General features: G+C 70.0%; 13 protein-coding genes. 10 read left to right on the forward strand and 3 right to left on the reverse strand.

The genetic code is table 11. The features are described 5' to 3' along the window. The first annotated feature begins 72 nt into the window (after nt 1-72). The 7 genes from WCE39_RS06945 (at nt 73) to WCE39_RS06975 (ending at nt 6834) form a co-directional block, all read left to right on the forward strand. On the forward strand, nt 73-426 hold the full coding sequence (locus WCE39_RS06945; RefSeq protein WP_343275940.1) for a PepSY domain-containing protein: 354 nt from the start codon (nt 73-75) through the stop codon (nt 424-426). A gap of 49 nt (nt 427-475) precedes the next feature. Next, nucleotides 476-946, forward strand: a complete 471-nt coding sequence (locus WCE39_RS06950) for a DUF2271 domain-containing protein (RefSeq protein ID WP_343275941.1) — start codon at nt 476-478, stop codon at nt 944-946. Nucleotides 947-968: 22 nt separating this feature from the next. Next, a complete protein-coding gene (locus WCE39_RS06955) occupies nt 969-3176 on the forward strand; it encodes a PepSY domain-containing protein (RefSeq protein WP_343275942.1) in 2208 nt (735 codons plus the stop codon). Between the two features lie 31 nt (nt 3177-3207). Continuing rightward, complete coding sequence (locus tag WCE39_RS06960; RefSeq protein ID WP_343275943.1) at nt 3208-4164, forward strand: FAD:protein FMN transferase; 957 nt, start codon at nt 3208-3210, stop codon at nt 4162-4164. A gap of 11 nt (nt 4165-4175) precedes the next feature. Continuing rightward, complete coding sequence (locus tag WCE39_RS06965; RefSeq protein WP_343275944.1) at nt 4176-5783, forward strand: carboxyl transferase domain-containing protein; 1608 nt, start codon at nt 4176-4178, stop codon at nt 5781-5783. 101 nt (nt 5784-5884) lie between these two features. Further along, entirely contained in the window at nt 5885-6463 is a 579-nt protein-coding gene (locus WCE39_RS06970) for a bactofilin family protein (protein ID WP_343275945.1), read from the forward strand. Then, a complete protein-coding gene (locus WCE39_RS06975; protein ID WP_343275946.1) occupies nt 6460-6834 on the forward strand; it encodes a hypothetical protein in 375 nt (124 codons plus the stop codon). Before WCE39_RS06970 ends, WCE39_RS06975 begins: the two co-directional genes overlap by 4 nt. Nucleotides 6835-6846: 12 nt before the next feature. Here the strand turns inward: WCE39_RS06975 and WCE39_RS06980 are convergent, their stop codons facing one another. The 3 genes from WCE39_RS06980 to WCE39_RS06990 are packed head-to-tail and all read right to left on the reverse strand — an operon-like array spanning nt 6847 to nt 9268. Beyond that, the gene (locus WCE39_RS06980; protein WP_343275947.1) at nt 6847-7080 is read right to left on the reverse strand and encodes a DUF6587 family protein; all 234 of its coding nucleotides are present in this window, start codon (nt 7078-7080) and stop codon (nt 6847-6849) included. Then, on the reverse strand, nt 7080-9011 hold the full coding sequence (feoB, locus tag WCE39_RS06985) for a ferrous iron transporter B (protein WP_343275948.1): 1932 nt from the start codon (nt 9009-9011) through the stop codon (nt 7080-7082). Before feoB ends, WCE39_RS06980 begins: the two co-directional genes overlap by 1 nt. Beyond that, nucleotides 9008-9268 carry a FeoA family protein gene (locus tag WCE39_RS06990; protein WP_343275949.1) on the reverse strand — a complete coding sequence of 87 codons (261 nt, stop codon included), beginning with the start codon at nt 9266-9268 and terminating at the stop codon, nt 9008-9010. Before WCE39_RS06990 ends, feoB begins: the two co-directional genes overlap by 4 nt. A gap of 84 nt (nt 9269-9352) precedes the next feature. Here WCE39_RS06990 and WCE39_RS06995 point away from each other — a divergent pair, with 84 nt between their 5' ends. The 3 genes from WCE39_RS06995 to WCE39_RS07005 form a co-directional block, all read left to right on the forward strand. Then, on the forward strand, nt 9353-10135 hold the full coding sequence (locus WCE39_RS06995; RefSeq protein WP_343275950.1) for an enoyl-CoA hydratase-related protein: 783 nt from the start codon (nt 9353-9355) through the stop codon (nt 10133-10135). A gap of 98 nt (nt 10136-10233) precedes the next feature. Next, entirely contained in the window at nt 10234-10617 is a 384-nt protein-coding gene (locus tag WCE39_RS07000) for a GxxExxY protein (RefSeq protein ID WP_343275951.1), read from the forward strand. Between the two features lie 84 nt (nt 10618-10701). Beyond that, nucleotides 10702-12185, forward strand: a 1484-nt coding sequence (locus tag WCE39_RS07005) for an acetyl-CoA carboxylase biotin carboxylase subunit (protein WP_343275952.1), incomplete at its 3' end; no start/stop codon positions are given.

The raw sequence follows: 12185 nt of genomic DNA on the forward strand, positions 1-12185 counted from the left end.
TTCCGCTCGGGGCTCAGGCCGCGATCACGTTGGCAGAGCAACCTCGACGCATCAAGGACAAGGGAGCCCACCATGAAACCATTCCTGCCGACCGCCGTAGCGATCGCGCTGACCGCCTCTGGCGCCGCGCTGGCCGGTGACGATTGCCGCCGGCCCATGGCCGAGTGGCAATCCCGCGAAACCGTTACGGCCCTTGCAACGGAGCTGGGGCTCACCACAGAGCGCTTGCGCATCGACGATGGCTGCTACGAAGTCCGTGGCCGGGATGGCGATGACAACCAGGTCGGCCTGAAGATCGAGCCCGCATCGCTGGCCATCCTGAAGCTGGAGGTTCGTTTCCGGCCCGGCGCCGACGCGTCGCGCTATCTGCCAGCTGCGCGCGTCCAGGCGCACACACGCCCGGGAGCGCGCGGTGTGCAGCGCTAGGGCGCCCGCACCTCCCCGGACCCCATCGTTGTATTGCAAAGGAACCATCATGAAGAAACTCCTCTCCTGCCTGGCCCTGTCTGCAGCCTTGGCACTGCCTGGCCTGGCTGCGGCGCGTCCGGTCACACTCACCACCACGCTGAAGAACTACGGGGGCGACGGCGCCTATCTGGCGCTGTACTTGACCGATGCCGGCGGCGCCCATGTCCGCACCCTGTGGGTCGCGGGCAAGAAATCGAAGTACTACAAGCACCTGACCGACTGGCATCGCGCCACCGGCGGCAACCGCTCGCGGATCGACGGCATCACCGGCGCCAGCGTGGGCGCAGGCCGCAGCCTGAAGGTGACGGTGGAGCTGGCCGACGCCCTGTTCGATGCGGGCTACAAGTTGAACGTGGATGCCGCCGCCGAGGACATGCAGGACAGCCCGCGTGATGTTTCGGTGCCGCTGACGACCGCCGGGGCGGGCAAGTCCGTCGCCGGGCGGCGCTATGTCGCCGGCTTCAGCTACGGACCCTGATCCTGGACCGGAGGCCACCGCGATGATGCGCATCCTGCACCGCTGGCCGGGTCTCGTCCTGGCCGTCCTGCTCCTTGTCACGGCGCTGAGCGGCGCGGCACTGTCGCTGTTTCCGGCGCTGGAGACCGCGCGAACCTTGCAGCCGGAGGCCACGCTGACAGTGGCCGACTTGGCCGAGCGGGTGCAGGCGGCCCATCCCGGCCTGGAACAGATCAAGCGCGCACCCTCGGGGCGGATCAGCGCGTGGTGGTTCGATGGCGACCAGCCAGGTTCGGCCGTGATCGACCCCGCCACGGGCCATGACGTGGCCAGCGCCGACCCGGATCCGGTGCGGCGCTGGCTCACCAACCTGCACCGCTCGCTCTTCCTGGGCGACGGTGGCCGCCTGGTCGTCACGGCGGGCGCGCTGGCGATGCTGCTGCTGGCCATCTCCGGCGCGGTGCTGGTGGCCCGCCGCATGGGTGGCTGGAGACACTGGTTCGCACGCCTGCGTGGCCCGCTCGCTGGACGCCTGCACACCGAGATCGCGCGTGTCGCGGTGCTGGGACTCCTGCTGTCCTGCGTGACCGCGCTGTGGATGTCGGCCGAGACTTTGGAGATCGTCACGATCGACGACGCCAGTCTGGAGACTGCGGCCAGGCCCAGCGGCCAATCCGGCATGGCGCTGGCCGCGATGGACGCCCTGCGCGCCACGCCGGTGGCCGAGCTGCGCGAGCTGGGCTTTCCCGCAGCAGACGATCCGCAGGACATGTTCACCCTCAGGACCGACCGGGGCATGGGGTATGTGGACCAGGGTACCGGCACCCTGCTGGAGTGGCAGGACCTGGGCTTCGGGCAGCGTGCGTCGGAGACGATCTACATGCTGCACACCGGGCAGGGCGCCGCCGTGCTGGGACTCGTCCTGGGAATGATGGCGCTGGGGGTGCCGGTGCTGGCGATGACGGGGTTGCTGGTCTGGCTGCAAGGATGGCGCCGCCGCCCCAGGCTCACGGGCAACGCACCGGCCGCGCAGGCCGACACCATCGTGCTGGTGGGCTCCGAAGGCGGCAGCACCTGGGGTTTTGCCGCAACGCTGGCCCGTGCCCTGCGTGATGCGGGGCAATCGGTCCATGTGGCCGCCATGGCAGCCTTCAGGCCCGCGCGCTATGGCCAGGCACAGCGCTTCCTGATCCTCGCCGCCACCTATGGCGAGGGCGACGCTCCCGCCTCGGCCAAGGGCTTCCTGGACCAGCTCCGGGACCTGCAGGCAGCACCCACCGCACCGCTGGCGGTACTGGGCTTTGGCGACCGCAGCTTCCCGGCCTTCTGCGCATTTGCCCGCGCCGTGGACAACACCGCCCGCGCCAGGGGGTGGTCCGCCTTGTTGCCCTTCGACACCATCGATCGCCAGTCGCCGCAGGACTTTGCGCGCTGGGGCCGCGCACTGGGCCAGGCCCTGGGCACAGAACTGGAACTCGCCCACCAGCCGGTGCTTCCCGCCATCCAGACTCTGACCCTGCTGGAGCGTCGCGACTACGGCGCCCAGGTGCAGGTGCCGATGTCGATCCTGCGCTTCGCACTGCCCGAAGCCACGTTCCGGCAGCGCCTGGCAGGCCGCTGCTTCACGCGATTCGAGCCAGGCGACCTGCTGGGCATCGTGCCCGAAGGCTCGGCAATCCCGCGCCTGTACTCCCTGGCATCGGGGTCCCGGGACGGCTACATCGAGATCGTCGTGCGCCGGCACATCGGCGGCCTGGCGTCGGGTCAACTGACCAGCCTGGAACCCGGGCAGACGGTTCGCGGTTTTTTGCGGCCCCATCCGGACTTCCATGCGGGCCGCGACCGGACACCCCTGATCCTGATCGGGGCGGGTACGGGCGTGGGGCCACTGGCGGGTTTCATCCGCAACAACGAGTCACGTCGTCCCATCCACCTGTTCTTCGGGCTGCGCCACCCCGACAGCGATTTCCTCTATCGCAATGAACTGTCGAGCTGGCAGGACGATGGCAGGCTGGCCCACCTGTCCATCGCTGCCTCGCGCGGGGAGCGGCCGCAGTACGTGCAGGACGCCCTTCGGCAGCAAGCGCCAGAGGTCGCGGCGGCCATCCGCCAGGGCGCCAGCATCATGGTCTGCGGAGGGCGCGACATGGCGCGCGGCGTGACTGATGTACTGACCGACATCCTGAAGCCTGCCGGACTGACGCCTGCGATGCTCAAGACCAGGGACTGCTATGCCGAAGACACCTACTGAGCTGGTCCGGCATGCGCTGAGCGGCCCCACCATGGGCACGCGCTGGTCCGCCCTGTTTTTCAGCGCGCCGGGCTTTGACACCGGCCCGGTGCAGGCAGCACTGCAGAAAGCAGTGGGCGACGTGGACGCGCAGATGTCCACCTGGAATCCCGACAGCAACCTGATGCGCCTGAACCGGACGCCGGCAGGCACATGGGTGGTGGTGCCCGACGACCTCGCCCGCGTGCTGGCCCTGGGCCTGGCCATCGGGCGCGCCTCGGGCGGAGCCTTCGATCCCGGCATGGGGGATGCCGTGCAGGCCTGGGGCTTTGGCCCGGAGGCCGCCGATGAAGAGGGTGTGCGTCGCGCCCTGGCCGCAGCGCGACGCCCGGCGCATGAGGCGCTGGAACTGGTGGGCAACCAGGTGCGCAAGCGGGCTGCCATCACGCTTGATCTCAATGGCATCGCCAAGGGCTACGGAGTGGACCGGCTGGCGCAGACCCTGCGCGGTTCGGGCATCGAGGCGGGACTGGTCGGCATCGACGGCGAGATGCGCGCGCTGGGCCTGCGACCCGATGGCGACGCCTGGACGATTGCGGTCGAAGCGCCCGATCCGGACTGCCGTGCGCCGCACTCGCTGTTGTCCCTGCAGGATGGCGCCGTCGCCACCTCCGGCGACTACCGGCATGGCGTGACCGTACAGGGGCGCCGCCTGTCGCACACGATGGACCCGCGTCGGGGCGCGCCGCTGCTGTCCTCGCCCGCATCCGTCACCGTTCTCGCCCCGACCTGCGCCGAAGCCGACGCCTGGGCCACCGCCCTCATGGTGGCCGGCCCCGAAGCCGGGACCGCGCTCGCGGCGCGGCAGGGACTGAGCGCGTTGTTCCTGATGCGGGATGGCAGGCATGGGCTACGGTCCGAAGGGTGCGGGGTGTTCCAGGCCCTTGATGCCGACCCGGCCATCCGCGGGAGCGCTCCCGGTATGCTGTTGCGCCTTCCTTGCACGTGACCGGCCACCGCATGCCCGCACTTGGTTCCAGCCTCGATCCGCGCTCGCAGGACTTCCAGGACAACGTCGCCTGGCACCGCGCCCTGGTGGACGAACTCGACAGCCGCCTGGCGCGCGCCGCCGACGGTGGCGGCGACAAGGCCCGCGACCGGCACGTGGCCCGCGGCAAGCTGCTGCCACGCGAGCGCATCGCCGCCCTGCTCGACCCCGGTTCCCCTTTCCTCGAGATCGCGCCGCTGGCCGCGGAGGAGATGTACGACGGCGCCGCGCCCGCGGCCGGCATGGTCTGCGGCATCGGCCGGGTGATGGGCCAGGAAGTGGTGGTGGTGGCCAACGACGCCACGGTCAAGGGCGGCACCTACTTCCCGATGACAGTGAAGAAGCACCTGCGCGCGCAGGAGATCGCGCGCGAGAACCACCTGCCCTGCGTCTACCTGGTCGACTCCGGCGGCGCCTTCCTGCCGCTGCAGGACGAGGTCTTCCCCGACCGCGAGCACTTCGGCCGCATCTTCTACAACCAGGCGCGCATGAGCGCCGAGAACATCCCGCAGGTCGCGGTGGTGATGGGCAGCTGCACCGCCGGCGGCGCCTACGTGCCGGCGATGTGCGACGAGAGCATCATCGTCAAGGACCAGGGCACGATCTTCCTCGGCGGCCCGCCGCTGGTGAAGGCGGCCACGGGCGAGGTGGTCGATGCCGAATCGCTGGGCGGCGCCGACGTGCACACCGCTGTCTCCGGCGTGGCCGACCATTTCGCCGAGGACGACCGCCACGCGCTGCAGATCGCGCGCGACATCGTCGGCACCTTCAACCGCCGCAAGCTGCTGCCGGTGGCGACGCGCCCGGTGGTGGAACCGCGGTTCGCGGCCGAAGAGCTGTATGGCATCGTCCCGAAGGACACGCGCCGGCCGTTCGACATCCGCGAGGTGATCGCGCGCATCGTCGACGGCAGCGAGTTCCAGGAGTTCAAGGCGCGCTACGGCAAGACGCTGGTCACCGGCTTCGCGCACCTGCACGGTTACCCGGTCGGCATCGTCGCCAACAACGGCATCCTGTTCGGCGAGAGCGCGCTCAAGGGCGCGCACTTCATCGAGCTGTGCAACCAGCGCGGCATCCCGCTGGTGTTCCTGCAGAACATCACCGGCTTCATGGTCGGGCGCAAGTACGAGAACGCCGGCATCGCCAAGGACGGGGCCAAGATGGTCACCGCCGTGGCGTGCTCGAGCGTGCCCAAGTTCACGGTGGTCATCGGCGGCAGCTTCGGCGCGGGCAACTACGCGATGTGCGGCCGCGCCTACGGCGCGCGCTTCCTTTGGATGTGGCCGAACGCGCGCATCAGCGTGATGGGCGGCGATCAGGCGGCCAGCGTGCTGGCGACGGTGAAGCGCGACGGCATCGAGGCCCGCGGCGGCGACTGGAGCGCGGACGAGGAAGAAGCCTTCAAATCGCCGATCCGCGAGCAGTACGAACACCAGGGCAGCCCGTGGTATTCGACCGCGCGGCTGTGGGACGACGGCATCATCGACCCCGCCGACACCCGCCGGGTCCTGGGCCTGGCCGTCTCCGCGTCCCTGAACGCCCCGATCGAACCAGCGCGCTTCGGCGTCTTCCGGATGTAGACCTTCGGATTTGGTGAGCCGCGTCACAGGCGTGTGAAGGCGGCTGCGTGCTAGTGTCGGATTCCCCTGATCCACCGACCGCACCGAGGAATTACCGCGCCATGGCCATCTTCCCGCAAGGCTCCGCCAAGAAAGACAGCTCCCTGCCCTTCGGCAAGGATGCTTCCCCCGCATCGCGCGAGCCCAACCCCGCCGTGGCCGATTTCCAGCCGGTCGAATCGCCCTTCCAGCACCAGCAGCAGGCCTCCAGCCGGCCGGAGCCCGCCACGGCCGCGCCGCAGGCCAGGGAATCGGTGATCGCCTCCGACCTCACCATCGAGGGCAAGATCTCCGGCAGCGGCCATGTCCGCATCGCCGGCAAGTTCAAGGGTGACGTCAACGTCGAGGGCGACCTGACCCTCGATGGCGGCGCCCGCCTCAACGGTGGCGTTCGCGCCAAGCGCGTGACCGTGGCGGGCGAGCTCGAAGGCAATATCGAATCCGCCGAACGCGTCGAGCTGCAGCCCTCCGCCGTGGTCATCGGCGACATTTCCGCCGGCACCCTGACGGTCGCCGCCGGCTCGCGCATCCGCGGCAACGTGGAGTGCGGCTGGGACGATGGCGCCACGACCCCGGGCAAGGGCAAGGACGACAAGGCGCAGAAGGACAAGGACAAGGCCGGCCTCGACCTGGTCTCGTGAATTCGCGCCCCGGCGCGGCAGGTGCAACGCGCACCTGCCCGCACTGCAAGACCACGATCCTGGAGAGCGCGACGGTCTGCCCGTCGTGCCGCCATTACCTGCGCTTTGACGACAGGTCCGAGCCCAGCCAGGTCACGCGCGCGCTTCAGGTGGAAGGCGAGATCCGCCATCCCGCCGAAGGCGGCGCCTGGGAGTATTCGGTGGTGCTGACCATCCGCGATGACGAAGGCACCGAGGTCTCGCACCAGGTGGTGGGTGTTGGCGCCATCCAGCCCGGCGACGCGCGCACCTTCACCCTGGCCGTCGACCTCACGCCGACCAACGACATGCGCCGCACGCCGAAGAAGCCGAATTCGCGCGCGCGGCACTGACGGCCCGGCGGCTCAGTCGCAGCCCCCGCATGCCCCGCAGCCCTTCCCGCCGTGCAAAGCCGGCGGCGCGATCCATCGGCCCATCGTCCGCATCCACGCCGGCCTCCCTTCGCGCACCAGCGGAATCGCCACGGCCACGCGCACCCGCCGCGCGGCCACGGGGAACTGCCGGCGCAGCACCATCCAGGCGCTGAGCGCGACCACCGCCGCGACCACCACGTACTGCAGCGCCAGCCCGGCATCCATCAGCCGGCGCCCAGCGCCACGGCGGCCTGGTAGGTGACCAGGGACGCGAGGTAGGCCAGGCCGAACAGCAGGCCCGCGTTGACGGCCATCAGCGTCCAGGACCCGGTCTCGCGCCGGATCGCCGCCCAGGTCGCGATGCACTGCGGCGCATAGATGAACCACACCAGCAAGGACAGGCCGGTGGCGAGCGACCAGCCGTCGCTGATGATCGGCAACAGGGCTTCGCTGGCGGCTTCGTCGTTCGCCGCCGACAGCGCATACACCGTGGCCAGCGACGACACCGCGACCTCGCGCGCCGCCAGCCCGGGGATCAGCGCGATGCAGATCTGCCAGTTGAAGCCGATCGGCGCGAACACCACTGCCAGCGCATGCCCGATGCGGCCGGCGAAGCTGTAGTCGATCGCCGGCCCCACCGCGTCCGCCGGCGCCGCGGGGAACGACAGCAGCACCCACAGCAGAACCGTCAGCGCGAAGATGATGCCGCCCACCCGCTTGAGGAAGATCATCCCGCGCTCGTACAGGCCGATCAGCAGGTCGCGCGGATGCGGCAGCCGGTACGAAGGCAGTTCGAGCATCAGCGGATGCTCGCGCTGGTCGCGGCGCCAGCGCTTCATCGCCCACGACACCGCCAGCGCGCTCAGGATCCCGGCCATGTACAGGCCGAACAGCACCAGGCCCTGCATGTTGAACAGCCCGCCGACCTGGCGCTGCGGGATGAATGCGCCGATCAGCAGCGCGTACACCGGCAGCCGCGCCGAGCAGGTCATCAGCGGCGCGACCATGATCGTGGCGATGCGGTCGCGCGGGTCCTGGATTGAACGCGTGGACATGATGCCGGGCACCGCGCAGGCGAAGCTCGACAGCAGCGGGATGAAGGAGCGGCCCGACAGGCCCGCCGCCGCCATCATGCGATCGAGCAGGAAGGCCGCGCGCGGCAGGTAGCCGGATTCCTCCAGCGCCAGGATGAAGGCGAACAGCACCAGGATCTGCGGCAAGAACACCACCACGCCGCCGAGGCCAGCGATGAGGCCGTCGACCAGCAGGCTGCGCAGGGGGCCTTCGGACATGGCCGCGCCCACGGCCTCGCCCAGCCACCCCGTGCCGGCCTCGATCAGGTCCATCGCCGGCGTCGCCCAGGCGTACACGGCCTGGAAGATCAGGAACATCACCACCGCCAGCGTCAGCAGCCCGAACACCGGATGCAGCAGCCAGCGGTCGAGCGCGTCGTCGATGTGCGCGGTACGCGTGGGCATGGTCACCGCCAGCGCAAGCAGGCGCCGGGTTTCGGCGTGGAGCGCTTCTTCGCCGGGCAGGGGCGGAATCCCGGACGTGGCGTCCCCACGGGGATTCGAACTCCCGGCGCCCACCGGCCCGTCGCCGCGGATGCGCTTCGCCGGCGGTCGCGGCGACCGGGACATGGCCTCGATGCCTTCGATCAGCGCGGTGGCCCCGTCGTGGCGCACCGCGACGGTCTCTACCACCGGCACGCCCAGCTCGGCCTCCAGCGCCGCGCGGTCGACGCGGATGCCGCGGCGCCTGGCGACGTCGACCATGTTCAACGCCAGCACCATCGGCAGGCCCAGCTCGCGCACCTCCAGCGCGAAGCGCAGGTGCAGGCGCAGGTTGGTGGCATCGACCACGCAGACGATGACGTCGGGCGCGGGCTCGCCGGGATAGAACCCGCGGCAGAGATCGCGCGTGATCGCCTCGTCCAGGCTCGAAGGCGCAAGGCTGTATGCGCCCGGCAGGTCCAGCACCGCGTAGGCGCGCCCGGACGGCGCGAGCAGCCGGCCCTCCTTGCGCTCCACCGTGACGCCTGCGTAGTTGGCGACCTTCTGCCGGCTGCCGGTGAGCTGGTTGAACAGCGCGGTCTTGCCGCAGTTCGGATTACCGACCAGGGCCAGGCGCACCGGCTGCGCGGCCGCGCTCATGTCGAAGCGCCCGCGTCGGGGGCGACGTCCGCCAGCACTACGCGCGCGGCCTCATCCCGCCTCAGCGCGAATCGGGTGTAGCCGACCTGCACCAGCAGCGGTTCGGCGCCGAACGGGCCGGTCGCGGTGATCCTGACCTCCTCGCCGGCGACGAACCCGAGGTCGCGCAGGCGGCGCGCGGTCGCGTCCTTGTCCGATCGCGCCTCGACGCGATCGACCACGCCACGGACCCGGCGCGGGAGTTCTGTGAGCCTCACGGGCGGGTCCAAATGGGAACTGTTCTCATCATAGCGCAGCCTCGGGCCACGGCTATCATCTGGTTTTCCCCCGGGAACCCTCCGATGACAGCCAGCCTGACCCTTGCCCGCGACGGCGCGATCGCCCGCGTGCGACTGGACCGCCCTGCCCTGCACAACGCCTTCGACGACGTGCTGATCGCCGACCTGACCGGGGCCCTCGAAGCCCTGGGCGGCGACCGTTCGGTGCGTGCCGTGGTCCTGGAAGGCGCTGGCGCCTCGTTCTCCGCCGGCGCCGACCTCAACTGGATGCGCGGCATGGCCGCCGCGGGCGAAGCCGCCAACCGCGAGGACTCGCTGCGCCTGGCCAGGCTGATGCGCACCCTGGACGAACTGCCCAAGCCCACGGTCGCGCGCGTGCACGGCGCGGCCTTCGGCGGCGGCGTGGGCCTGGTGGCCTGCTGCGACATCGCCATCGGCGTGCCGGAGGCGAAGTTCGGCCTGACCGAAAGCCGCCTGGGCCTGCTGCCGGCGGTGATCTCGCCCTACGTCATCACCGCGATCGGCGCGCGCAACGCGCGTCGCTACTTCGCCACGGCGGAGGTCTTCGACGCGACCGAAGCGCTGCGCATCGGCCTGCTGCACGAAGTCGTCGCCGCCGGGGATCTGGACGCCGCCGTCGACCGCCAGCTCGCCCTCCTCCTCAAGGCCGCCCCGCACGCCTCGGCCGACGCCAAACGCCTGGTGCGCGAAGCCGCCGCCGCAACCGACCGCGACCGCCTTGACCACGACAACGCAGCCCTCATCGCCGCCCTGCGCGTCTCCGCGGAAGGGCAGGAGGGGCTGGGGGCGTTCCTCGACAAGCGGAAGGCTTCGTGGGTAGGGTGAGGGAAAAGCTTCTTTGCCACGGATTTGCGCGGATAAGAGCGGATTCACACGGATAAAGCCGGAAAGGAATGGGGCAAGGCCAATGGAAGGAATAGCGCATGGATGCGGCTGGTGGTGGGTTGGTGTTTGGGGGCCTGAGTGGGCGGGTGATCGGGGCTTTCTTTGATACCTATAACGAGTTGGGGCACGGGTTCCTGGAGAGCGTGTACGAGGCCGCACTGGCAGTGCGGCTCGAGGAATGCGGTTTGGAGGTGAGACGGCAGGTACCGATCGCCGTCAGGTTTCACGGCCAGGTCGTCGGACATTTCCGGGCCGACATGCTCGTCAACGATCACCTGCTCATCGAAATCAAGGCCGCTCTCCAGATTGCGCCTCCCCACGAAGCCCAGCTCCTGAACTACCTCAAGGCGACCGGCATCCGCCTCGGCCTGCTGCTCAACTTCGGTCCTCGCCCTGAATTCCGCCGCCGCGTTTTCTCTTAGACTCTCCCGGATCCCTGTTTTTCCGCCTTTCCTGCTCTATCCGTGTAAATCCGCCCTCATCGGCGCAAATCCGTGGCTAAAAAAATGCTCTCGAAAATCCTCATAGCCAACCGCGGCGAAATCGCCTGCCGCGTCATCCGCACCGCCCGCCGCATGGGCATCGCCACCGTGGCGGTGTACTCGGAGGCCGATGCCGATGCGCAGCACGTGAAGCTGGCCGACGAGGCGCATCCGATCGGGGGGCCGCGGCCACAGGACAGCTATCTGCGCGGTGACGCGATCATCGCCGCGGCGCTGGCCAGCGGCGCGCAGGCAATCCATCCCGGCTACGGCTTCCTGAGCGAAAACGCCGACTTCGCCGATGCGGTCGAGGCGGCGGGCATGGTCTTCATCGGGCCGAAGGCGGAGTCGATGCGGCGCATGGGCAGCAAGGCCGGCGCCAAGGATCTGATGGCGGCGGCGGGCGTGCCGGTCGTGCCGGGTTATACGGGCGAGGACCAGTCGCCGGAGCTGCTGGCACGCGAGGCCGAACGCGTGGGTTTCCCGCTGATGATCAAGGCCGCGTTTGGCGGCGGCGGCAAGGGCATGCGCATCGTGCGCGCGGCCGATGAATTCCTGCCGGCGCTGGAGAGCTGCCAACGCGAGGCGCGCAACGCCTTCGGCCGCGACCGGGTGCTGCTGGAGCGCTACATCGAGTCGCCGCGGCACATCGAGATCCAGGTGTTCGCCGATGCGCAGGGCAACACCATCCATCTGAACGAGCGCGAGTGCTCCGCGCAGCGTCGCTACCAGAAGGTGCTGGAAGAGGCGCCCTCGCCCTTCCTGACGCCGGCGCTGCGCGCGCGCATGGGCGATGCCGCGGTGCTGGCCGCGCGCGCGATCGGCTACCAGAACGCGGGCACGGTGGAGTTCATCGTCGCGCCCTCGGGCGAGTTCTTCTTCATGGAGATCAACACGCGCCTTCAGGTGGAGCATCCGGTGACCGAGATGGTGACCGGGCTGGACCTCGTCGAATGGCAATTGCGCGTGGCCGCCGGCGAGCCGCTGCCGCTGGCGCAGGACGAGGTGCCGCGGCGCGGCCATGCGATCGAGGTACGCCTGTACGCGGAGGATCCCGACGCCGGCTTCCTGCCGGGCTCCGGCCGCCTGCAGCGCCTGCGCCTCCCGCGCGACGCCGAGGGCGTGCGCATCGACTCGGGCGTGGTCGAAGGCGACGTGGTGACGATCTTCTACGACCCGATGATCGCCAAGCTGATCGTCCATGCCGCCGACCGCGACGGTGCGCTGGCGCGGCTGCGCGCGGCGCTGGCGGCCTGCGTGATCGAGGGGCCGAAATCGAACATCGCCTTCCTCGAGCGCCTGGCGCGGCATCCGGCCGTGGTCGAGGGACGCATCGACACCGGCTACCTGGACCGGCACCTGGACGAGTTCATCGGCGACGACGGCGACGTCCAGGGCCACGCCGACGCCCGCGCCGCCGCGGCCGTGGCGATCCTGCTCGGCGCCGAGGCCGAGGCGCGCTGCGGGGGGGGGGGGGGGGGCAGAAAAAAAGCTCCCCTCCCGCTCGC

Origin of the sequence: Luteimonas yanweni (assembly GCF_039548475.1) — a bacterium.
Taxonomy (GTDB): Bacteria; Pseudomonadota; Gammaproteobacteria; order Xanthomonadales; family Xanthomonadaceae; genus Luteimonas.